The organism is Methylophilus medardicus (genome assembly GCF_006363955.1).
GTDB lineage: Bacteria > Pseudomonadota > Gammaproteobacteria > Burkholderiales > Methylophilaceae > Methylophilus > Methylophilus medardensis.
In genome coordinates this window covers 1,428,859-1,452,136 of the sequence record NZ_CP040948.1, presented here as the reverse complement: position 1 = coordinate 1,452,136, position 23,278 = coordinate 1,428,859, and the positions used below count along the sequence as shown (strand labels likewise).

Genomic DNA, 23,278 nt, shown 5'->3' with positions numbered 1-23,278 from the left:
CAGTTGGGTGGCTTTATCACAAACTGAGATTAGATTATCTAGATTATGTGTGTTTCCTCCTGACCGCATTAATCTTACTGCGCAATTATTTAGTTGCTTTGGTCATGATATGCATTATCTAATTGGTTCTCAAGTCGAAGGTAGAAGAACCAATGATCACATTGACCATAAAAATTACTTTATAAATCTTGATGATTTGAAATTAGCTTTGGAACAATTAACTTCATGAATACAATTAAGTTTTTTGCGGATTTTTACAGGAGGTTTTTGTCTCAGTTTTTGATATTTCGATTGATCAAACACTTACTACTTTTTTTGGTAAAAAAAAATCGTAAATTACGAGCCATGCATTCTCGAAGTGTTTTAAGCGGCTCATATAAATGGATCGCACTCGCCGAAACTCAGGGAATTATTTTTAGACAATGCATTACTGCTCCCGAAAAAATATTTTTGCCTTCCCCAAGTTTTACTGGTTTTGGTGCTGCCGAAGCGTCCATGCGCACGCCGACGAGGGATCATACCTTCCCTGAAATTGCCATCTTTTCTTTTGATGGTGCAACAATTGTTGGTGGTACAGATTTTGTGCTTCAGGGCAATCAGATGATCCACCACGATCTGTATATCCCTAGTGAACATCAATGTCCTGCAGAAAATATTGGTTTAATAGATCGCCATAAAGACAATAAGACTGTAGATCTTTGGTTGACTTTAGCGCCATCGAGCCTTGAATCAGGTGTTTCTATGATAAGTCAATGCAGCGGCAATTATGCTCATTGGCTGACGGAAACCTTACCTAAGCTTGCTCTGCTTGATTCAATCGCGTTGTTTGATCGAACACCATTGTTGATTGACGATCATCTGCATCCCAATATTATTCAATCTCTCAATTTGCTTAATAAGAAAAATAGACAAGTGATTACTGTTAGTAAGTGGGCACCAGTTACTGTCAACCAGTTGATTGCAATCTCAAACCCTGGTTACGAACGTTATGCGTCAAATGGGCTTTTAAGCAAAGAGCCCGAACCTTATGTTAATAAGTTTTCTGCTTATGCACTTAAACTACTTAGAGAGTCTATTATCAATGCACTCTTGGAGCTTAAAAATTCCGGACAGTCGCATTCGGATCTTGTTTATTTGGCTAGGAGCCACTCTAGTAAAAATCTAAGGCAAATTATTAATGCTACTGAGTTAGAGGCATTTCTGGATGCACAACATGTACAAAGAGTTGAATCTGACCATTTAACATTTATTCAACAAGTTCAAGCGTGTATGTCAGCAAAATTAATTGTTTCACCTATCGGAGCCGCACTTACAAATATGATTTTCGCTCCAACTGGATGCAAGATTATTTGCCTGTCTCCTTATTATGATGATGCAAATTATTTTTACTATGCTAATTTGGCGGCAACCTTAGGTCATGAGATTCATTTTGTTTTGGGCCAACAAGCGCCAACCGATAAACATCCAATGCATAAAGACTACTCTATCAATGTTGAATTACTAAAACCGTATTTTTAAGCGCAACAGAAAGCATTTTGTGGAACAAGATATAACAGTCTCCGTCGTGAGTCATTGTCATGGAAACATGGTGGTCGAATTATGCAATCAATTATTAAGGCATCCAGAAATCGCTCAAGTGATTTTAACCTTGAACGTGGAGGAGACTGTTGTATTTCCAGTTAGTAAGAAAATCCTACTTATCCGTAATACAACTCCAAAAGGGTTTGCATCCAACCACAATGCAGCTTTCCTCAAATGTAAAACTAAATATTTTGTAGTTTTAAATCCAGATGTCGAATTGTGCTCTGGGATTTTTAGTGAGTTAACCGCATGTATGTTAATGGCAAACGCAAAGTTAATTGCCCCACTCGTTACATCTTCAACGGGTCAGATTGAAGATAGTGTTCGTCACTTCCCTACGGTAATAAATTTAATAATGAAGGCATTCGGCAAGGATATTAGTCGTTATCCTGTATATCTAGACAAAGACTACATATATCCGGATTGGGTGGCTGGGATGTTTATGATGTTTGATTCAGTCTCATTTGCTGCTGTTGGAGGTTTTGATGAAGCATTTTTTCTTTATTATGAAGACGTGGATATTTGTCTGCGCTTCTGGAAAAGCCAGTATCCTATTGCTGTCAGTCAGCGAAATCGAATTGTTCATAATGCTCATAGAGAGAGTAGAAAAAAAATTCGTTTCATGATTTGGCATTTATCCAGTTTAATCAGGTATTTTTATAAACACGTATTCCGACTTCCAATTGCGTCATATGTTAGATCAAAAAACTAGCTCATCGAAGAAGTTATGTAGTGAGAGTTTCTTTTCAGAAACCTTTTCTCCACAAAATGCCAAGAGCATGTGGCAAATAATAATGTAGTGAGCAAAGATACGATAAAACCAAACCATGGATTAGGTGCGAAAAGTCCAAGGTGCAAGGTCAGTTGAATGATCGGGAAGTGGAATAAATAAATACCGTAGGAGATGTCTCCAAATTTTCCAGCATTGATTTTAGGGAGTGCGTTTGTTGATAGAAAAATCACGATGATTGTGTAAGTCAATGGATTAATAATAAGCCTAGCGATAGGATTGCTCGTATAACAGAGGGCGATAATTGAAAGCAGAGTAATCCAAAGAGAAATTTTGATTTTTTGGTGATTAACTGCAAGAAATGACCCCACAATGAAATAGGAAAGTTGACCAGGAAATTGACGTGCTATTTCTTCTCCTTTTACGCCATTAAAGCAAAACGTAAAAAAATAAACCCAAATAACACTTAAAATGAAAATGGTAATAGTGGTCTTCAGTAAGCCAATTCTCTTGTAAAAAAAGATTATCATAGGCAAGCATAAATATAGCATTACCTCAACTTTTATGGTCCATAAAGCACCGTTCAAGGATACTATTGGGTGATTGTGGAACACCCTAGGAAGGCTGGGTTGGATGAAGTTTAAGAATAGTGCATTTGAAATTAGATATTTAATCGTTTCGTAAGATTTCAAAAAATCTAATATGCTTAATTGTGAAATGATTGCACCAATAATGAGGCAGAAACATACAGAGATAATATAGGCAGGGTATATTCTGCGAATCCTTTTTTCATAAAATACAAGATTACTTCGACTACTGAAGTAGCTTAGTGTGACAAGATAACCGCTAATCGCAAAAAAACCCTTTACAGCAAAATTTGAGTCAAAAATACGCTCCAAAAATCTGAATTCATCAAATAATGTAAGCGCGTAGATGTGCGCTAAGACAACAATCAAAGCTAAGCAAATTCTTACACTATCAAAGTTGTTTTTTTCCATGCATCTCTCTTTTGAGTGAATGTTAGGGAGACTTAATCTACTTTTATGTTTTGTTTGTTTTGCAGCATCGCCTTGATATTCGCCATTTTGCTTTTGCCATAGTCTTTGCTTAATACCTGATCCGGGCCGTTAAACGGGTTGCCAAAGTGTTTGACGTCGTCTTTGGGCAGTTCGCCGATAAAGCGGCTGGGTTCGCAGGCTTGCATTTCACCGCCGCGTTTGCGTTTTTTGCACCAGGTGATGTTGAGTGATTTTTGGGCGCGGGTGATGCCAACATACATGAGGCGACGCTCTTCTTCAATTTGATCAGCATCAATGGAGTTGGTATGCGGCAAAATGCCTTCTTCACAGCCGATTAAAAACACATGGCCGTATTCCAGGCCTTTGGAGGCGTGCAGGGTGGAGAGCTTGACCGCGTCCGGTTCGCCGTCTTCGCGGCCTTCTAGCATGGTGATGAGTGACACGAGTTGTGTCAGCTCGAGCAGATTTTTGCCATCAGATTCATTGCCGTATTCGGTAGAGCCTTCGCCTTTTTTGCTGAGCCAAGCGACAAATTCCATGACATTTCCCCAGCGTGTTTCGGCGGCGCGTGCTTCTTCGCCGTCATACAAATAGGTTTCGTATTGAATGGCGTTGAGTAAATCGTTGATCACTTCATTCGCTGGGTCTTTGACCGCGCGGCCTTGCAGCGTTTGAATATAGCGGCAGAAGGTGAGCAGGTCGTCTAGCTGTTTGGCGCCAATGTCATGTTGAAAGCCGCCTTCAAACGCGGCAGCAAACAGGGACATTTTGTGGGCGCTGGCGAATTCGCCCAGGCGTTCTAGCGTGGTGTTACCGATGCCTTTTTTGGGCGTGGTGGCAGCGCGGATAAATGCTGGATCATCATCTTCATTGGCAATTAATCGCAGGTAGCTAATGATGTCTTTAATTTCAGCTTTGTCAAAAAACGAGGAGCCGCCAGAGATGGTGTAGGGGATTTTGTGGTTACGCAGAAATTTTTCAATGATGCGCGCTTGATGGTTGCTGCGGTAAAGTATCGCGTAGTCTTTATAGGTGGTGCGATGCTCGAATTTATGTGCTTGCAACTTCATGACCACGGTTTCGGCCTCATGCTCTTCACTTTGGGTGGCCGTGACATGCAACAGATCCCCCGTGCCGAGTTCGCTCCACAGTTTTTTCTCGAATAACTTGGGATTATTGGCGATCACTTGGTTGGCCGCGCGCAAGATACGCACGGTGGAGCGATAATTTTGTTCAAGCTTGATGACTTTTAGGTTGGAAAAGTCGGTGGTGAGCTGACGCAGGTTTTCTACATCGGCACCACGCCAGCCGTAAATGGCCTGGTCATCATCTCCCACTGCGGTAAATTGCCCGCGTAGGCCAGTCAATTGCTTGATCAATTTGTACTGGCAGGCATTGGTGTCTTGGTATTCGTCGATCAGAAGGTAGTGCAGTTTGCGCTGCCATTTTTCCAACGTCTCATGGTGTTGTTCAAACAATTCGACAGGGACTTTGATTAAGTCATCAAAATCAACGGCTTGATAGGCGCGCAAGGTTTGCTGATAGAGTTGGTAAACCCGTGCAGCGGCATGGGCCATTTCTTCATCTGCGAGTGCTTTTGCTTGATCCGGACTGACAAAAGCGTTTTTCCAGCCAGAGATTTGCCATTGCGTTTTGCGCAGCAACTGCTTGTCGGTAGTCGCCAACAGGTCGCTCAGAATTTTAAAGCTATCAGAGGCATCGAGAATCGAAAATTGCGGTTTGTAGCCAAGCAGGGCGGCTTCTTGGCGCAGGATCTGCAAGCCCATTGAGTGGAATGTGGTGACAGTCAGCCCTTTGCCACTTTTGCCCTCTAACAGTGGCGTCACACGTTCTTGCATCTCGCGCGCGGCTTTATTGGTAAAGGTGATTGCCGCAATTTGGTTTGCTTTAAACCCAGCCTGGTTTATCAGATAGGCGATTTTTTGCGTAATGACGCGGGTTTTGCCGCTGCCGGCACCGGCCAATACCAAAAGGGGGCCATCGAGATAATGGATAGCTTCGCGCTGCGGAGGATTTAGAAGATGCTGCATGGGACTTCAGGGGTTTGGGGTTTACAACAAAGCGGGACAGTCAATTAGCCTGTATGGACTATTTAACCCCTTCATTGATATGAGTATAGTCGGCCTACCATAGTATGATGTTTTTCAGGTAAACAACACTTTGTCCACCCCTTTGTTCGATCTCAACAGCGCCATTCTATCATCAATTGGACTGACCCTAACCCTCGTATTGGTCTTGATGATTTTTGGCGCCTATCAGCAGCGCACCCTCATCATGCATTGGGTGCGCGGCTTGCTGCTATTTGCGCTGGGGCTGGGAGTTTATTTTATCGCGCAAACTTCATTGGTGGATGGCCCACAAGGCGTTTATGCGGCAAGTGCCGTCACGATCATCGCTTGGGGAGTCAGTTTATATGTGAATGGGATTCGCATGTTCCGCGGCTATCGCGTTTACCGTTATTGGCCATTGTTGGTGGTCACCACGCTATTGGCTTGTAATGCGGTCATGCTAAACACACACACCTCTGAGCGTTGGATATTGCTGAGTAATTTATTGGTATTGATCTGCGTGTTTGGTGATGGCAGCCGTAGCCTAGTCGGTCATGGCAAAGACTTTGTCGCGCACGTATTTTGGTTGTGTTGCAGCTTATTCGCGGGCATCAGCTTGTTGCTGGCTTTTATGGCAACCAAAGTGGTGTTGAATGACCATGTGAGTTTGCATAGCTTTTCGGATTGGCGTATCCATGCCTATGTGATGAGCGCAAGTGTGCTGGTTTTTACGGCAGTCACTGCGTTACTGCTACTCGTGATGCATGTGCGGGCGCAAGCCGGCTTACAAGCGATTGCTACGCTAGACGTGCTCACAGGCGTATTAAATCGCCGAGGCTTGCAAGAGGCTGCAACGCGCATGCAGGCGGTGTCGCAACGGATTCGTTTGCCGATGGGCTTGCTGATTGTGGATCTCGATTACTTTAAAAAAGTGAATGATGTTTACGGGCATCTGGTAGGCGATGTGGTGCTCAAATCTTGTGCCGGCACGATTCGCGCGGCATTGCGCGGTGGGGATGTCATTGGCCGCTATGGCGGTGAAGAATTTTGTATTTTGATGCCGAACACCGGCGAACAAGAAGCCATGATTCTGGCCGAGCGCATCCGCCGGATTATCGAAGTGACGCCAGTGAACATTGCGGGTGTTGAAAGCATGAGTAGCGATACGCAAGCGATTAAATGCACGGTCAGCGTGGGGGCGGTCAGCTCTGAAACTGTCGGCTATGGGCTTGAGGGCTTGTTTGCTGGGGCGGATCAGAATCTATACAAAGCCAAACAAAATGGCCGTAATCGAATTGCCAGCAATATTGATCAATTATTGAATAAGCCGCCTGAATCGCACAAACCTGCCAAGCGACATGCCAGCCTGATTGCTTAACACTCATCCATTCACTGAGTGGTTATGACGGATCTGGTTCGGGCGCTGCTTGATCTTCAGCGTTTTTCTTCTTCTCAGCAGCCAGGGCGGCCGCCACGGCAATCATGTCGGCACGGCTTTGCGGCGACTCTAGGCTGACGCGGCCAATCGCTCCGCTACGATAATCCGTCAGCAACGCCATGGCGGTGCGCTCCATGTCCCATTCACCATCGTTGCGTTTATAACTGCGGCGCTTGGCGATGGCTTGCAACAGGTCAATTCCATCCATGGTGGCGACATCCAGTTTCATGACATCGAGTTTGTAGCGGGTATTCATCAGGGCTGGATATTGCTGTAACAGCACGTTACCTAAGAATTCAGCGACATCTTCATCAATCACCGCATTGCGGCCAATGGCGTGGCTGGCGGCAAGCAAATAACCATCTGATTCATGCTCAATTTTGGGCCACATCATGCCGGGGGTATCGGTAATGTTCTGGTTGTCGTTTAAATCAAAGCGTTGCTGGCTCTTGGTCACAGCAGGCTCGTCGCCAACTTTGGCGGCACGCCGGTTGAGCAGGGCATTCATCAGGGTGGATTTGCCCACGTTGGGGATGCCCATGATCATCATGCGCAAGGGCTTTAATGGGGTGCCACGGTGCGGCGCCAGTTGTTGACATAACCCGGGGATTTTTTTGGCATCGCCGGGCTTTTTACAAGACAGGGCAACCGCTTTGGTATTGGGTTGCTTATTAAAGTAATTCAACCATGCTTGGGTGATTTGTGGATCGGCCAGATCAGATTTATTCAGTATTTTCAGGTTGGGACGCTGGCGAAAATTGCGCATGTCTTCAATCATTGGGTTATGGCTGGCAGCGGGCACCCGTGCGTCAAGCACCTCAATCACCACATCGATGTGTTCCAGCGTTTCCTCTGCTTTTTTACGGGCAGAGGTCATGTGCCCCGGATACCATTGTATTGCCATATTTTTGCTCCATCCTAAACTCAAAAAATACGGTATCAATGTCCCTTGCCGTACCCTATGCTGATTGGTGCGCGCGCAATCTAGACTGCGCGGACATCCAATCAACCAAGCGATCATTTTAACATTGATGCGGCCAATGATTATATTTTGAAGAAAACGGCTGGTTTACTTCCAGCTGTAGCCGAGGGTAAATAATGCGCGCGTATCACCTTTACGTCGATCATCTGCCGGGCGGCTATCAAAGTTGTAATCCATCTGGGTAGAAGCACTGAGGCCAAATATGAATGGAAAACGTAAGCCGGTAGAGCTGTACACCAGCACCTGTGACGGGGATCTTGGGGTATACAAGACTTCATGCCGATGAAAAGCCTGCACAAAAGAATCGAATAAATATTGGTTGTAGTTGACCGCCCAACGTAAAGCGGCATGCTTGTCGTTGGCTTCCTCGTAATAATCTTGTGTGATTAACGAGACACCGCCCTCAACAGACAGGTTGAGTTTTTCGCTTTCAAAAATCTGGTAACCAGACCCCACACCGTAGGTACTACGCAATTTGATATCTCTAAAGCGGTCTTTTTCTTGAATCGTATTCAGATAACTAAACCATTTTTTGGTGAAAAAGTGGTCGTATTGCCCACGCACACGTGCATTGTTTTGTGTTTGTTGGTCGTTATCTTCTGCCCAGTAGTAGTAGCCTTGTACCGTATAACGATCTTCTAAGCCGCGTAGCACCGACTCGCCATTGAATTGCATGTTGCGGTTGGTGCTGTTGCCATTGTTAAACGCACCTCCTAGATTCAAGTTGCCCGTCCAGACAAAGCCCTCACCGATCAGGTCGCGGCTTGGATTAATGTAATGTATTTCATCTAGCTCGGTGTCGACCAGCGGTGTGTTGGTTTCTTCATCCAAAATCACCTGCCCCTCCGCGCTGTGTATTAGCCTGCCGTTGACAATACTGCCGTCTGACAACTGCATCAGAATGGCTTTGTCTGCATCGATACTGTGGATGTCGTTCCAGTTAATTTTGACGTCATCGGCATAACTGGTTTTGACCGTCAGCTTATTAGAGATTTTGACCACGAGTGTTCCGGTGATTTTGTCGCCATTTTTGAGCCAGATGGTATCTGCAACGCTTGGGCAAGAACAGACGATCATTGCGCTCATCAGCAGTGCGCATAGGGGCTTGGCATACTGACAAAAAACTAAATAAGCCAAGGCGGCTAATCGATGAGACATACGTGACTCCTTGATACGATTGAACAACTGCGCTGTCGGGACAGCGAATTGAAAGCAGCGTTGGAGGCTGCAAAGATTGAGTGTTTGGCATGCATTTATGCCAATCCATGATTAACCTGATGCTTAAATCGGCCTGTGAGTTTCCAGCGACTGCCTAATATGGAACCACAAACAATACTGTTAAACTATCATATTCGTATTTTAAAAACAGCGACACCTATGGTCAACACACAATTGCCCCCGGAGGTTAAACCCGGTCAATCGCTCCCTTTATTGCAGGCGCTGCACATTTTGACCCGCGATGGCAAACTCAACCAGGATAGCCGCCGCAAACTCAAGCAAGTCTATCATTTAGTCAATTTCATCGAGCCATTAATGCAGGCGGTGATGGATAAACACGCCCAACCAGTGCTGGTGGATCACGGAGCAGGAAAATCCTATCTAGGCTTCATTTTATACGACTTATTGTTAAAACAGCATGCACAAGGCCAGGTCATTGGCATTGAAAGTCGTGCTGAGTTGATCGAAAAGTCTCGCCAGTTGGCGCAAGACTGTGGGTTTGACCGCATGCAATTTGAGCATTTGACGGTGGCTGAGGCCATGCAGTCATCGCAGTTGCCAGCGACCGTAGATATTGTCACTGCCTTGCATGCCTGCAATACCGCGACCGATGATGCGATTCAGTTTGGGTTACAAAAACAGGCGCAGTTTATGGTGCTGGTGCCTTGCTGTCAGGCTGAAGTCGCCGAAACCTTCCGGCAGCACAAAGCGCAAACGCTTTCGAATACTTTTTTGAGCGAGTTGTGGCGTCACCCCATTCATACCCGGGAGTTTGGTAGCCAGGTCACCAACGTTTTACGCTGCTTGGCCCTTGAGGCGCACGGATATCAGGTCACGGTCACGGAACTGGTGGGGTGGGAGCACTCGATGAAAAATGAATTGATCATTGCCAAGTTTACGGGTCAGCGCAAACGCAGTGCCCGCGAACGTGGCTTGCAATTATTAGAGCAACTTGGTTTAACGAGCTTGGCTGGTCGCTTCCATTTTGAGTAGCCAGCCATAAAAAAACCTCTGACATCTTTTAGACATCAGAGGTGAATGGAGCCATGTTTCGCCCCAGGGAAGAGACTTTACGAAAAGTGGTCGTTAGAAGCGTCTACCGATACCCAAACTCAGTACCCAAGGATTCACATCGAGCGAATCAATCTTGGTCCATGCGTTACCAGCCAATGGGTTTCTCAATTTCACGTCGGTATCCAGCCACAGGTATTTCACGTCGGCGTTCAACAACCAGCCATCTTTTAAATTCACATCGAAACCGGCCTGTAATGCTGGGCCAAAACTGCTATGGTCGATCTTGATTTTACTGCCTTGCAAGGCGCCCACACTTGATTGGTTCAAGGTTAAACTTCTGTCCAACATGAAAGTCGCATTGATGCCCGCGCCCACATAAGGGTCAAAGGTTTGATCCGGGTTAAAGTGCCATTGCACCGTCAAAGTGGGTGGCAAGGCGTCAATACTGCCTAGCTTTTGGTTGGGCACGACAGACCCCGGCTCTTTGCTGACGCTCACATCATGTTTGGAACCCAAGGCCAGAATTAGCTCGGTTGCAATGTTTTTTGTCCAGTAGTAGCTGATGTCCAATTCAGGAATTGTGTTGCTATCTACTTTCAGCTCGGCACCGTTGGACATAACATTGGCGACGTTTTTATTCACATATTTACCCAAGTCGCTGCTTTCATTCGGGCTGATATTGGTTGCGCGCAAACGTACCACCCAATCGCCTTGCTCGGCTTGTGCATGCATCGCAGGCAACAGGGCTGCCAACATTAAACTGATTGCGGTTTTTTTCATTATGATCACTCCATTAGGTGCATTGAACTTGAGGCTATTGTAGGCAGGCTAAGCCAACACGGTATTGACCCAAGTCAATAAAGCACTGTTTTTCAGGAGGCTAACGAGAGATGCACAGCCAGCCAGATTTGGCCTGCATGCGGAGGGTAGAGCGCATACCAGCGCCACGCGCTGGTATGCTTAGATGGTCACAACACGCTGTGCTGCTAATAGTCGTTACGTTGTTTCCAAGCCTCATCCAAGATTTTGGATTTTTGCTCGAAAATCATTTTTTTGGTTTCGAGGTCTTTTTCTGTTTGTGCTTTTTCGGCTTGATACTGTTTTAATTTTTCTTGTTCTTGTGCGACCAGTGCTTCTTGCGATTTAATTTTTTGGGTTAAATCACTCAGTTTGCTCATGGCGTCGCCGACAGCGTCTCGCGCAGTCGCAGCCTCTGCCTGCTCGTTCATAATGTTGCGGGCAACGGCCGGTTGACTAAGCATGGCAATCAATATCAAAACAGACAAGGCTTGTATACGCATAAGAGACTCCAATTCAAAACGTGATCACAAAATAGCAATTAAGCCTGTGATTATAAGTTTATTTCTCTCTGCGTGCTTGCCACCGGCAAACGATTGGCCAGCCAGCTTGATTTGTTAGTCGCGTGGGATTGGCGTTGGGTTGCGCTAAATGGAGGGGGAGCACTCGGAATAGAAGGTTCGATCGCATGCATGCTGCTTAGACATAAAAAAACCCCGCTATCGAGCGGGTTTTTTACAGCATTGGCTGATTATTTATTCATGACGTACATAGTCACTTCAAAGCCAAAACGCATTTCAGTAGCAGCTGGTTTAGTCCACATAATCATCTCCTTGGGTTGTTTGGTATTACATCAATTTGATGTAAGTGTATAAATTGAATGTTACACGCTGGTTGCCGAAAGTCTCTGAAGTGAATCTGTAAAAATGACTCATGATTTTACTTAGTTTCATCTACCCAACGTGTACGGTCGAGGTGTTGAAAGGGTACATTGAATAAGGGTAGCGACAAGACACGATGCATGGTGATTATCTGATTTACTCCGCTCATTTTTTGCGCAACAATGTTGCATTGTTGTGTTGGTAAAATTTTGTGATGGGTTTGTATGCTGCGTAAGTTTTTCATTGTATTTTTTTTAGGCGGGTTGCCAACTTCCTGGGCGCAGCCAACATTGCAATTCATGGAGAACAGCGTCGCCCCTGGGACGATGCTGTCTTGGATGCAACCAGTCTCGACAACTGCCTTGCCGATAACGGTGATCCATGGTCTGCATGCTGGCCCGGTGCTGACATTGACTGCGGGCATTCATGGCGATGAGTTTCCGGCGATTTTTGCCTTGCAGCAAATCAAGCAGTTGATCCAACCTGAACAATTGCATGGCACCATCATCGTAGTGCATCTTGCCAATCTGGAAGGCTTTCATGCGCGACGTATCGCATTAAGTCCAGTGGATGAAAAAAACCTCAATCGAGTGTTCCCTGGCAAATCAGATGGCACCCTCACGGAGCGAATTGCCTATTTTATGACTGAGCAGATCATCAACAAAGCGGATTATTTGATCGATATTCACTCCGGCAGCGCTAACCAGTCGTTGTTACCGCATGTGTATTCTCCAGTCATGCATCAGGCTTTGCTGGATGAGAAAACATTGGCATTTGCCAAATCACTGGGTATCCCGCAGATTGTGCTCTACGACGAGCGGCCGAATGACCCAATGCGCTCGGTGTCTTTTCCAAATACGGCACAAACTCGAGGCAAACCCGGTTTGACGCTGGAGGTAGGTCAGTTAGCAAGTCGTTCAACAGCCGAGAGTGCAAGTATTGTGCAAGCATGCCTGAACGCCATGCGCCATTTGAGTATGCTTGATGCATCAGCGATAAACGGTAGTGCTATGGATTCGGCGACTAGCCAATCCAATTTACAGCCGGTGCTCTATCGCAAGCTGATGGAGGTGCGCAGCTCGGTGACCGGTATTTTTTATCCACTGGTCAAAGTGGGCGACGCGGTGGTGTCAGGGCAAGCCGTGGGGCGGGTAGAAAATTACTTTGGCGAGCTGTTGGAAACGTTGTATGCCCCGGTGGCTGGAACGGTGCTCATTCAACAAGAAACACCGCCCATTCGCCAAGGCGAATCGACAACAGACATCGGCGTCCCGCAATAACTACCTGTGTTCAATCGGCCTTTGCAGACGCGAAGATTGGCAGGTGCTGGAAGTCTTCCTTGGTAAACGGTTTTTCCTCAAACAAAAACGGATACACAAAGTGCCTCAGTTGTGTATGAAACTGTTCAATCTGCTGCCGGTGTGCAAGCAAATGTGTCACGTTACTTTGCGCAACATCCTCCAGTCGGCGCTGTACCCATAATCCCGGCAGCCAGTAAGCCAGCTGTTGTGTCGCCTGATCACGCTGCGTCAGGGCCTGTTCACGCGCAGTCACCTGCGGTGCCAGTTTGACATCCGCCATGTGTTGAAAGGCAAAATACCATTTCCAGTGAAAGCGGCTAGTGACGGGCGGGGTATCGCGCCATTGCGGATATAAATCGTAAAAAGGTATCAGGATTTCGGTTTTGGTTAAGTCCCACGCGCCATGCACTAGTTGCCGGTGTTGCAGGGCAATCTGGCTGCCGTCCTCAACAGGCAGGTGCGTATGACACCATAGTTGTGCCAGATTGGGCAATAACACACACATCAGTAGCCAGACACCTGTTAGTAACATGGCATTGAAACTGCCATTGAGCGCGCGGGCATGCAAGCTGACGACGGTACACAGAATTGTCCAGAACAGGGTGTAAAGCAGGGTGATGGCCATTACCAGCAGCAGCGGGCCTGGTGACAGCATGTGCAGGGCGGCAAAGGCGGTGAGAGGCAAGGTGAACACGATGGCAATCAGCAGCCAGCGTGCCATCACCCGTTTAAACCAGAACTGTACAGGTTTGACTAGCAGGCTGTTTAAAAACAGCAGCCGATGGGCCTGCTGTTCACTGGCTTTGAGGTCATGCAACAGTGCGATACAGAGCAGCGGCGAAAAAAACACCAGCCAGAAAGCGTAATCAAAGCTGCCCAGCATCACATATTCCGGATGATGCGACTCGCCATCATAGAGCTGCCCCTGCAAGCCTAGCAGGCGGATGCGTTGCACATATGGCGTGACCAGACGATTGCCCAGTGCAATAAAACTCCAGTCGTTGGGAGCATGGTAGACATTATGAAATAGGTAATAGCCGAGTTCACCCGCATCCAGTGTGCTATTGTGTTGATGGCTTTGCAGGTAGTCCTGCTTGCGCAAGCTTTCTTCTTGCTGTGCGTGCAGGATTTGTGTGCGGATATGTGCGATATTTTGCCAGCCATTTTGCAGGCTGAGGCTGGTGAGTATCAGACTGAGTAGCACCAGCAGCACCATGCTGCGTTGCTTGAGCAGCAGTTTCAGTTCGTGTTTCATGTGCGTTGACTCACTTTGTAAAGCAGTGCGCAAGGCAAGACAATCCAGCCCAGCAATACCAGTAACGAGACCAGAAGGGTGGTGCGACTGACGTCGATGGTGGCCAGATGTACCGTCTGGCGTGGAGCGTTTTGCCAAAACGCGGCATCCACGCGGGTATTTTTATCCTCTGCCTGCGACACTTTGATTGTATGAATCTGATTCAAGTATTGAATCAGCTGATAACGGCGCGCTTCGGCTTGCCTAATAAAGGCTTGATGATGTGCGAGGTCATTGCCGCTGCTGGCCATCTGCACATATTGCATGGCCAGTGCTGGACTTAGCCATAACCAGTGTCGAATCAGCGCATTTTGTTTAGCCAGTTGTGCATCATGAATGGCTTGCTGTTCGCGGTAGACCGCAGTAGTCAAGCGTTCGCCTTCCTGCATCACCAGTCCGTTATAATTGATAGGTAAATCCTCGGTACGTGATACGCCATACTTTTTAAGCGTTTCGGCTTTGAAGGCAGCAAAATGCGTGTCATCCGGGTTGTGACTATCGCCTAGCGTTTTGAGTTTGATTTCAGCATGGTATTCAGCCTCAGTGCGCGGCTGCGTTGGGTGCAGCACCTGCGCCAGATTGGCCAAGCCGCGCGGAAAAATAATACACATGCATATCCAGCACAAAAGCAAGGTTAACAAAGCCGTATGCAGTTGCCGGCTCCACCAAGACACGGCTACCACCAGCCCGCACCAGCCTGCCAAATATAGCAACTGTGCAAGCAGCATCAAGCCCAGCCTGAGCATGGCCTGATCACTCTGCCAGCTCCAGAGGCCAGCCCATAAGGCTTGCAGGCACAATAGCAGCAGAAACGGCAAAAACAGGGCCAGCCATTTGCCTGTTGCAATCTGCCTGGCCGGGATGCCGTTGCCACGCATATAAGCCAGCGTGCCCGCCAGTTTTTCTGCGGTGACGGTGGCATACGCGATCATGATCAAAAATAGCGGCATCCACCATTGCACAATCATGCCGGGCGTCATCAGCGGAAACCGGCCCAGACTGGTGGCCTCGGTCGCAGGGTTGAAATTGGCACTGTTTAAACGATGTGCTTCCAGATAGACTAGATGCCCGGACTGGTCGATAATCCCTGGCTCAATCACACTCAGTGGATGCAAGGGTTTTGCGACAAAATCACCAAAATGGGATACCCGGTGTGGGTGTCGGTCGGGCTGTGATTGCCAATCATGCTGGCTGCGTAGGGTGACTTCTGCCACTGTGCGCGCGTGGTCATGCCAGTGATGGTGTGCAGCGAACGTTGCAACCAGCCACAATACCAGCAAACCCGTGAGCAGTAAGGTAGGTACGCGGGCATGCCACCAGCGTCGCCATTCATTGCAAGCGATGGTCCATACAGGGGAGACGTTCATGCCTGTCCTTGATACAGTTGTTTGAGGTTTTGTAGCGTCAGTGTGGATTGATCCAGCAATACCGGCTGCAGTTGACCGTTGGCCAGCATCAGCAAGCGGTCAGAAAATGCCATGGCTGATAACACATCATGCGTCACTACCAGCACGCCCATACCCTTGTTTTTGCACTGTAGGATCAGCTGGTTAAGCTCTTCGGTGGCTTGCGGATCTAGGCCTGAGTTTGGTTCATCTAACAATAGTAAGGTGGCCTGTTTTGCCAGCGCGAGCGCCAGCATGACCTTTTGTTTCATGCCTTTAGAATATTCATTGCATGGGCGCCGCCAGGCTTGTTCCGGCAAGCCCACCATCGTTAAACAGGTCGGTATATCCATCGTCTGGCTCATTGTGGTAAGGCTCAGAAAGTAGTGGATATTCTCAATGGCCGACAGGTGACCATAGACCGCAGGTTGTTCTGGTACGTAAGCTAGATGCGACAACGCCTGCGAACGCGCTTGTGAAATGTCAACTCCTGCAATCAGAATTTGCCCACTTTGATCGACTTTGGCTGGATGCAGGCCCAGAATGCTCTTGAGTAGACTGGATTTGCCTGCGCCATTGCTGCCCAATACCGAAACCACTTCTCCAGCCTGTAGCGTGAGCGCAAGTTGTTGCAGAATGTCACGCCCAGCAAAGCGCAGGCTGAGTTGTTCAATGGATAGTAATGCGGTCATTTGAAGTCTACCGTGGCAGTGAGCATAAAGTTACGGCCTGCCCCGGGAGCGAAGTTGACGCCTCCGGCGCTGCCGTTTGAATTGAAATCGAATACATACTCATAATACCGGTCAAAAATGTTGTTCGCTAACAGACTAACGCGGCCCCAGCTGGTTTTGTAATCAATATTGGCATTGGTGAGTGTATAGCCGCCGTATTTGCCACCCAAGTTACTTTCGTTGATATAGTAATCGCCCTGGCTATCCACATGAACGCGCGCAATCCAGTCTGCACTGGGTACAAATTGCAGACCAACTGAGGCCGTGTAGGAGGGGATGCTGCGAATATTATTTCCCTTAAACTGCGGATTTTGCGAGTTTGGCTCTTCAATCTTGGCATAAACCCTCGATACATTGCCCCAAAAGCTGAGTGCATCGTTGAGCTTGTAATCGAAGCTGGCATCGACACCTTGCCTCAGCGTTTCCCCAAGCGGCTGACGAATGTTGTCGATGGTAATAAACTCGTTTTTGGCTTTTTGTTGCCAGTAAGATACCCGGGTATTCAATCCAGCCGTCCAGATACTTTTAAAACCAAGCTCCCAGCCATCATTGATCGCAACCTGGATATCAGTTCTTGTGCCAAAGTTGGCACCCGCAGCTGAATTAAACTGATTTAAATTGAAACTGGTGGGGGTTTGAAAACTACGACCTGCATTGGCAAACAGAGTATGTTGTTCGGTCACATTGGCAAATATATTAAATTTTGGTTGGACAATCATCGGATCACTATACAAATCAGTTGGAATCAATCTGGCTGGGTTAGCGTTTGTACCGATAATAATAGGACCATTGGCTTTTGCATCCAATCGGTCAGCGCGTAAAGCAACGTTCCAGCGTAACCAGTCAACTGGCGTATTTTCAACTTTTGCATAGATGCCTTGGGCCGTGAAGTCGTAGTCAGTGCTTAACCGAATCACATTCACGCCAGCCGCATTGACTCTTTGGTTAAACTGATCAACCGCTTGATGCTCAATGTCGTAGCCTGTTTCAAAGCCCCAGTGCGGATTTATTTTCCAGTTTAACTTCGCAATCAGCCCAGTGGAGGTTTGATTCTCTTGTCTATTTTCAAGACCGGGTGACCCAATAAAACGCACGTTACGTTCACGATCAAAGTTCTGCCAATAAGTCTTCAGGCTCAAATCCACATCGTTGTTAAAGAAATAATCATAATGCAGGCTCAAATGTTTGAACTCTTTTTCGCCACTATCATTTAGTGCATTGGGGGCGACGCCTCTACGATCATCGCGTGCCTGCTGTTTCGACATATATCCCGGGGCCTCAGGCGCGTTGTATTTGCCGTATTTTGCGCTCAACGCCAGGCTGGATTGTTCGAAATCCATCTGCCAGCGTCCAGACATCGCTATTTTTTCGTTCTCAGTATTGGCACGGAACCCGTTGCCCTTGCGATAGCCTATCGCGTAGTTCTGCGTGAAATCGCCTTGCTTGTCACCATAGTAGCCTTGCATCTCACGTGTCTGAAAACTGCCATAGCCAAACTGTAATTGTTTAGCCACATCTTTGCGGGTTTCGACCTTGTAGCTACCTGCGGTCGCAAACAGACCAGTGCTAGCGTCGCTGGTGCCTTTAAAAACCTGTGCACTCTGGATATTGGTTGGGAATAAATAATCAAGTTCGCTTAAACCTGAAAAAAGGTTGGAGGGAATCCCGTCCACCAGCACTTTGGCATTGGGTGTTTCGCCGTCACCACTAAAGCCGCGGATTGAGACTTCGGTGTTGACGATGCCCTGACTGTAGCGTGACAGGACAACCCCCGGCGTTTTGCTAAACAGCTCCAGCGTGTCAGTCACATGCTCGTATTCCAGCTCCTCGCGCGTGATAACGTCGACTGAACCTGCGAGGCCTTTATCTGTAGCGGTCATTTGCTCCTGCTTGCCAAGCACAACCACACTGTCAAGCTCTACGCTTGCGCTTTCTTCTGTTTTTTGTTTAGCGTTGCTACGCGTGTTTGTGTTGTCTGTCCCGGTTGCTTCTTCAGCCACGGCGGGCACGACAGGTAATAACAAAAGTGCCAGCAAGCTGGCGATTGTTTTTTGACGCATGATGTTTCTTCCCTGTAAGTGATATTTCAAAATGAATTTCTGTGGTTGTTTCCCGCCTGCAGCGCCAGTTTTTTGCCATCAGGATTATTTTTAACTTTTAGTTCTTAAAATAAGCATCTTTATAAATTGGGCGCCAAGCGTTTTTGCTGAAAATTGCGTGGCACTATTCAAGAAAACTGTAAAGCCGCTGAGTATTGCTGGTGTGATCTGGCGTCTCATTTGTTGGCATATTCTTTATGCATGTCAGCAAGTATTAAATAGGCAGGTTTACCATATTGCATCCAGCGCTAGTACCACGCGTGTGCTCCCTGTTTCAATCTGCGGGGAGCGATGCACTGCACCTGCATGCTGGTTGCCTTGCCACAAGCTACCTTTAAGCAACACTAGCGCTTGCTCGGCTGCTTGGTGGATACCCTGAGGGTGCAAAATCAAGGCCTGATGAAAGGCATCTTGTGCGCTAGCGGGGGTTGTAAACGCGTTTCTGTTGCAATAGGCTTCATCCAACCATTCGGTGCCGGGCCCTAGATAAGTGCAGATTAAACGGATGCCTGTACGGTCAATATGAAACTTGGGGCACATGGCATGCGACAGGATTTCTAGCCGCATACCGATGTGTGGGCAATCCAGCAAATCTGCATAAATCGTGGCAATGTGAGCCATATCTGCCAGCAAGGCCTCCTTGCCGTCCCCGTCAAATAATGTGAATTGACCGCCAATTTGTGATCGGATTGCCTGCTTGGCATTGAGTACCATACGGAAGCCCGGCGCCATATGATGGGCATTTTGTGCCAGATAGTCATGAATGGTGCTATCGAACCTGCGTGGCACCACACAGACTTGCTGCGCATCATCAAAAATCGGCAATAACGCAAGTGGATTAAAAAGCGGCTGCGCAGCGAATCCATGCGGCGGCGTGTTTGGTGCGACATCTCTGGCGGCGAGCATCCTAAAGCACCTCCTCAACACTATCCTCTTCTGCAGGCAGGTTGACTGACCACTGCGGGAAGGGGTCTGGCAGAGTACGCCAGGCTTCCATACCAAGCGCAATTTCAGCTTCGCTCATTAGACAGGCATCAAATTGTGCAGTCAGTGCCGCTTTATCCATCTGCATGCCGATAATGACCAGTTCTTGTTGGCGGTCACCGTAGGGCTCTTGCCAGCGTGACTTGATGTGCTGAAAACTGTCCGCATCTTCTGGCCAGTATTCACTTGGGGTGGCTACCCACCACATGCCTGCCAGTTCGGTACGCGTAACGGCGCCAGCCTGTGACCAAGTGGCGCAGAAATCAGGGCGCGAGGCGATCCAGTAGCGGCCTTTTGAACGCACCACGCCTGGCCATTCGGTGTTAAACCACTGCCAAAGCCGTTGTGGGTGAAACGGTTTGCGAGCACGGTATACAAAGCTCGAAATTCCATATTCCTCGGTTTCTGGCACATGCTCGCCACGCAATTCCTGCAACCAGCCCGGCGCTTCCGCGGCTTGGTCGAAGTCGAACAAGCCGGTATCTATGATGCGATTAAGCGGGACTTTGCCAAAGCTACTGTGCAGTAATTGCGCACGTGGATTCAGTGTTTTCAGAATCCCTTCTAGCCGACCGATCTCGGACGGTGTCATGAGGTCGGTTTTGTTGAGAATCAGTACATCACAAAACTCAATCTGGTCTACGAGCAGGTCGACCACGGTACGCTCATCTGCTTCTCCCAGTGATTCTCCACGGTCGCCCAGCATGTCCTGCGAACTATAGTCTTTGAGAAAGTTGTAGCCATCGACCACGGTCACCATGGTATCCAATTGCGCTACATCACCAAGTGAGTTGCCATCTTCATCGGCAAAGGTAAAAGTTTCGGCAATGGGCAACGGTTCTGAAATGCCGGTCGTTTCAATCAGCAAATAATCAAAGCGGCCTTCTTTGGCAAGGCGTGTGATTTCTACCAGTAAATCTTCGCGCAGGGTGCAGCAGATGCAGCCATTGCTCATCTCGACCAGTTTTTCTTCTTGGCGAGAGAGGGCCGCGCCGCCATCACGGACCAGTTGCGCATCGATATTCACTTCTGACATATCGTTGACGATGACCGCTACGCGCTTGCCTTCACGGTTATTCAGGATATGGTTGAGCAGGGTGGTTTTACCCGCCCCTAAAAAACCGGAGAGCACGGTGACAGGGAGTTTTTTGACAAGTGCAGTGCTTAAACCAGACATAATTTGAGTCCTTCTTCAAAACGGGCTTGCGATAGGTCTTTGCCGATAAATATCACGAGTGATAGAAATACCATTTAATAAGCAACTTTGTTGCAATGCAGTAAAGTTGCATTTTATAGCGCATACACATTAATTGCAACTTTGTTGCAATTAATGAAAGTAATCAACATGCATGATGTTCGAATAATTCTTGCGCATGCCGAAGCATGTTCTATGAATAGAGCGCTAGAGGATTAGGCTTAAGTGACGAGGGAGGGGTGTGCGAATTGATTGTAGGGCTCAGGTCGACGCATGATACCGACTAAAAAGACGGTCAATAGCGGTGGACAAATGCTGCGTTCATATTTAATCGACGTTAAATTGAAACTTGACCGCAGATCAAACCTTTGATGGGGTCAAGCCCGCCTAAATATTGTTAAAAACGACTTTTAATTGCTATCAACTGTAGATTGACAATCTGGACAACGGCCCTTCAAGCTGATTTCAATCTGAGAAACTTGATAGGTATCAAAAATGGCTTGGGGGATATGTGCAGCCAGTTCATGTATGCATAAAACCGTGCCGCAAAATTGGCAGTGTAGATGGGCATGACCGTGGTTGTTGATCATCCCCGAGGAAGTATTTGCAGGTGTTTTAAAACTGCGTTTAGGGCTATTTAATTGGAACTTCCAGGCGCGGTCATCGCTTGAAATTTTATGAATGAGTGCATGTTCCTGTAGCCAGTCCAATACACGGTATACCGTGACCCGATCAATTTCCTTGACCCCTTGCAACGCTGACAGAATCTCGGTGTGGCTTAAGGCAGTGGGGGAGTTTATCAAAGTGTTCAATACCGCAATGCGTGCCTTGGTCGGGCGTAACGCAGCGTTTGTTATCAATTGTTCAGCAGTTTGCATAATAAAAATTATGAACTACACGACAGCATCGAGCAACCGGCTTTTTGCCGTGCCCAGTCTGGACGCTTTTGCGCGAACGCTTCCATCCCTGTCTGCCAGGTATACGGTTGGCTTAATACTTTTAACAGCGTGAGCAGGCGGCTGTGATCTCCTGCTGTCGCTAAATCAATCGCCTCTTGTGCGAGATAGTTGCGCAACACATAAATGGGATTGGCTGACGCCATTTTTTGCAACCGCGTTGCCGGAGCGATACCAGCGGATAGGATGCGTTGCGTGTAGTGATGCAACCATTGTTGGATATCGGCGCCAAATTGTTGCTGTCCTTGTGCGGTGTAAAAAGCATCGGAGAGCGTGGATAGCTGCGGTGCGTGAAGGTCGAGGGTAGCCAAGCGTGAAAAAAACAAGGTTTGGTCGACTTCGGCACGCTGCATCAACTCAAAAATCTGATTCACCAGCTCGCCATCGCCGTCCTGCCATTGATCAAAGCCAAATTTATTGGCAAGCGCATGCGTGAGCTCACGTACATAGGTCTGGTCAAAAACGGCCAAGCTTTGCGCCAGTGTATGATTCGCGGGCAAAACGCTGGCCAACGCTTCAGCCAAGCGCTCTAGGTTCCAGCGCGCAATATCTGGTTGGCGGCCAAAACAATAACGGCGGCCTTGCGCGTCGGTGGTGTTGGGGGTCCAGCTTGGGTCAAAATTGTCTATCCAGCCATAGGGACCGTAGTCGATCGTCAAACCGAGGATAGACATATTGTCGGTATTCATTACGCCATGCACGAATCCGACGCGCATCCAGTGTGCAATTAAAATTGCCGTGCGTGTGCATATTTCGGCAAACCAAGCTTCGATTAAGCCCGGATCTGGCTGGTGAATATCCAAGGCGATACCGGTACTCGGCCACCAGTCGGCAAAATCTCGGTCTAGCGTGAAGCCGATCAAATGCTTGAGTAAGGGCAATTCATCGCGACTGGCCAATAGCTCAAAATGACCAAATCGCGTGAACGAGGGGGCGACCCGGCATACGATTGCGCCCGGTTCTAGCTGTGGGTTGCCGTCGTAAAACATATCTCTGACAACTTGATTGCCGGTGGTCACCAAGCTCAGCGCGCGCGTCGTCGGCACGCCAAGCGCATGCATGGCTTCAGAACATAAAAACTCACGTAAACTTGAACGTAGTACCGCCCGGCCATCTGCCGAACGAGAGTAGGGCGTTTCGCCTGCGCCTTTAAGTTGCAGCTCGAAGCGTTTGCCTGCGTGAAGCAATTCACCTAAATAAATCGCACGTCCATCGCCTAGTTGACCTGCCCAGTGCCCGAATTGATGGCCGCCATAGCGAGTGGCATAAGTAAACATGCCGGGGAGGGTACCGTTGCCGCCCAAGGTTTGTATGAGCGCAGACGCTTGCATGTCGGCATCACTCAAGCCGAGCATCTCTGCCACTTGGGGGCTGTAAGCCAGTAACTGCGGCTGTTTGACGGGGGTGGGTTGCACGGCTGACCATAAACAGTCACTAACCTGTCGGGTATACAGGTCAGTGATTGGGTCGCCCGGGAGTTCGCGGACAAATCGGTTATCAAAGGTTAAAGGCTTCATCATGCTATTTTAGTGCTTATCCATGGCTAAAGTTCAGTGCTTGCCAAAAAACGCTACGTTCTCGGGTAAAATAGCGTTTTATGACC

20 protein-coding genes are annotated in these 23,278 nt (G+C 47.9%); 5 read left to right on the top strand and 15 right to left on the bottom strand.

All coding sequences use genetic code 11. The features are described from left to right. Positions 1 to 225: 225 nt before the first annotated feature. Together FIT99_RS07030 and FIT99_RS07025 are read left to right on the top strand one after the other, a co-directional pair. The gene (locus FIT99_RS07030; protein ID WP_140003630.1) at positions 226 to 1,518 is read left to right on the top strand and encodes a glycosyltransferase family 61 protein; all 1,293 of its coding nucleotides are present in this window, start codon (positions 226 to 228) and stop codon (positions 1,516 to 1,518) included. 67 nt (positions 1,519 to 1,585) lie between these two features. After that, positions 1,586 to 2,293, top strand: a complete 708-nt coding sequence (locus FIT99_RS07025) for a glycosyltransferase family protein (RefSeq protein WP_140003629.1) — start codon at positions 1,586 to 1,588, stop codon at positions 2,291 to 2,293. Here the strand turns inward: FIT99_RS07025 and FIT99_RS07020 are convergent. Then, on the bottom strand, positions 2,290 to 3,309 hold the full coding sequence (locus tag FIT99_RS07020) for an acyltransferase family protein (protein ID WP_140003628.1): 1,020 nt from the start codon (positions 3,307 to 3,309) through the stop codon (positions 2,290 to 2,292). The two genes, FIT99_RS07025 and FIT99_RS07020, sit on opposite strands and share 4 nt — an antisense overlap. A gap of 32 nt (positions 3,310 to 3,341) precedes the next feature. Continuing rightward, the gene (locus FIT99_RS07015) at positions 3,342 to 5,381 is read right to left on the bottom strand and encodes a UvrD-helicase domain-containing protein (RefSeq protein WP_140003627.1); all 2,040 of its coding nucleotides are present in this window, start codon (positions 5,379 to 5,381) and stop codon (positions 3,342 to 3,344) included. Between the two features lie 208 nt (positions 5,382 to 5,589). On the opposite strand from FIT99_RS07015, the gene FIT99_RS07010 reads away from it, so the two are divergent. Beyond that, positions 5,590 to 6,777 (top strand): GGDEF domain-containing protein, encoded by a 1,188-nt coding sequence (locus FIT99_RS07010; protein ID WP_223261314.1) that lies wholly within the window; start codon positions 5,590 to 5,592, stop codon positions 6,775 to 6,777. A 22-nt stretch (positions 6,778 to 6,799) separates the two neighbouring features. Here the strand turns inward: FIT99_RS07010 and ylqF are convergent, their stop codons facing one another. After that, on the bottom strand, positions 6,800 to 7,741 hold the full coding sequence (gene ylqF, locus FIT99_RS07005) for a ribosome biogenesis GTPase YlqF (RefSeq protein WP_140003626.1): 942 nt from the start codon (positions 7,739 to 7,741) through the stop codon (positions 6,800 to 6,802). Positions 7,742 to 7,906: 165 nt separating this feature from the next. Further along, complete coding sequence (locus FIT99_RS07000; RefSeq protein ID WP_140003625.1) at positions 7,907 to 8,977, bottom strand: DUF481 domain-containing protein; 1,071 nt, start codon at positions 8,975 to 8,977, stop codon at positions 7,907 to 7,909. Between the two features lie 219 nt (positions 8,978 to 9,196). On the opposite strand from FIT99_RS07000, the gene FIT99_RS06995 reads away from it, so the two are divergent. Further along, the gene (locus tag FIT99_RS06995; RefSeq protein ID WP_140003624.1) at positions 9,197 to 10,030 is read left to right on the top strand and encodes a class I SAM-dependent methyltransferase; all 834 of its coding nucleotides are present in this window, start codon (positions 9,197 to 9,199) and stop codon (positions 10,028 to 10,030) included. Between the two features lie 93 nt (positions 10,031 to 10,123). Here the strand turns inward: FIT99_RS06995 and FIT99_RS06990 are convergent, their stop codons facing one another. The 3 genes from FIT99_RS06990 to pqqA all read right to left on the bottom strand — a co-directional run bounded on the left by FIT99_RS06990 (position 10,124) and on the right by pqqA (position 11,672). Further along, entirely contained in the window at positions 10,124 to 10,831 is a 708-nt protein-coding gene (locus tag FIT99_RS06990; protein WP_140003623.1) for an OmpW/AlkL family protein, read from the bottom strand. 206 nt (positions 10,832 to 11,037) lie between these two features. After that, positions 11,038 to 11,352, bottom strand: a complete 315-nt coding sequence (locus tag FIT99_RS06985) for a hypothetical protein (protein ID WP_140003622.1) — start codon at positions 11,350 to 11,352, stop codon at positions 11,038 to 11,040. A gap of 248 nt (positions 11,353 to 11,600) precedes the next feature. Then, positions 11,601 to 11,672, bottom strand: a complete 72-nt coding sequence (pqqA, locus tag FIT99_RS06980; RefSeq protein ID WP_081624291.1) for a pyrroloquinoline quinone precursor peptide PqqA — start codon at positions 11,670 to 11,672, stop codon at positions 11,601 to 11,603. Between the two features lie 282 nt (positions 11,673 to 11,954). On the opposite strand from pqqA, the gene FIT99_RS06975 reads away from it, so the two are divergent. Continuing rightward, positions 11,955 to 13,010, top strand: coding sequence for a succinylglutamate desuccinylase/aspartoacylase family protein (locus tag FIT99_RS06975; RefSeq protein WP_223261138.1), 1,056 nt, complete (start codon positions 11,955 to 11,957; stop codon positions 13,008 to 13,010). Positions 13,011 to 13,020: 10 nt separating this feature from the next. Here FIT99_RS06975 and FIT99_RS06970 read toward each other — a convergent pair whose 3' ends face one another. From FIT99_RS06970 to FIT99_RS06935, 8 genes are all read right to left on the bottom strand, one after another. Next, a complete protein-coding gene (locus tag FIT99_RS06970) occupies positions 13,021 to 14,286 on the bottom strand; it encodes a DUF3526 domain-containing protein (RefSeq protein WP_140003621.1) in 1,266 nt (421 codons plus the stop codon). Then, positions 14,283 to 15,692 (bottom strand): DUF3526 domain-containing protein, encoded by a 1,410-nt coding sequence (locus FIT99_RS06965; protein ID WP_140003620.1) that lies wholly within the window; start codon positions 15,690 to 15,692, stop codon positions 14,283 to 14,285. The genes FIT99_RS06970 and FIT99_RS06965 overlap by 4 nt, the downstream gene beginning before the upstream one ends. After that, the gene (locus FIT99_RS06960) at positions 15,689 to 16,402 is read right to left on the bottom strand and encodes an ABC transporter ATP-binding protein (protein ID WP_140003619.1); all 714 of its coding nucleotides are present in this window, start codon (positions 16,400 to 16,402) and stop codon (positions 15,689 to 15,691) included. Before FIT99_RS06960 ends, FIT99_RS06965 begins: the two co-directional genes overlap by 4 nt. Then, positions 16,399 to 18,501 (bottom strand): TonB-dependent receptor, encoded by a 2,103-nt coding sequence (locus FIT99_RS06955; protein WP_140003618.1) that lies wholly within the window; start codon positions 18,499 to 18,501, stop codon positions 16,399 to 16,401. The genes FIT99_RS06960 and FIT99_RS06955 overlap by 4 nt, the downstream gene beginning before the upstream one ends. 267 nt (positions 18,502 to 18,768) lie before the next feature. Beyond that, complete coding sequence (locus FIT99_RS06950) at positions 18,769 to 19,446, bottom strand: DUF1826 domain-containing protein (RefSeq protein WP_140003617.1); 678 nt, start codon at positions 19,444 to 19,446, stop codon at positions 18,769 to 18,771. A gap of 1 nt (position 19,447) precedes the next feature. Then, the gene (gene zigA, locus FIT99_RS06945; protein WP_140003616.1) at positions 19,448 to 20,701 is read right to left on the bottom strand and encodes a zinc metallochaperone GTPase ZigA; all 1,254 of its coding nucleotides are present in this window, start codon (positions 20,699 to 20,701) and stop codon (positions 19,448 to 19,450) included. 428 nt (positions 20,702 to 21,129) lie between these two features. Next, on the bottom strand, positions 21,130 to 21,597 hold the full coding sequence (locus FIT99_RS06940; protein WP_140003615.1) for a Fur family transcriptional regulator: 468 nt from the start codon (positions 21,595 to 21,597) through the stop codon (positions 21,130 to 21,132). Between the two features lie 8 nt (positions 21,598 to 21,605). Beyond that, positions 21,606 to 23,195: a protein adenylyltransferase SelO gene (locus FIT99_RS06935; RefSeq protein WP_140003614.1), complete on the bottom strand. Its 1,590-nt coding sequence runs from the start codon at positions 23,193 to 23,195 to the stop codon at positions 21,606 to 21,608. Between the last annotated feature and the right edge of the window lie 83 nt (positions 23,196 to 23,278).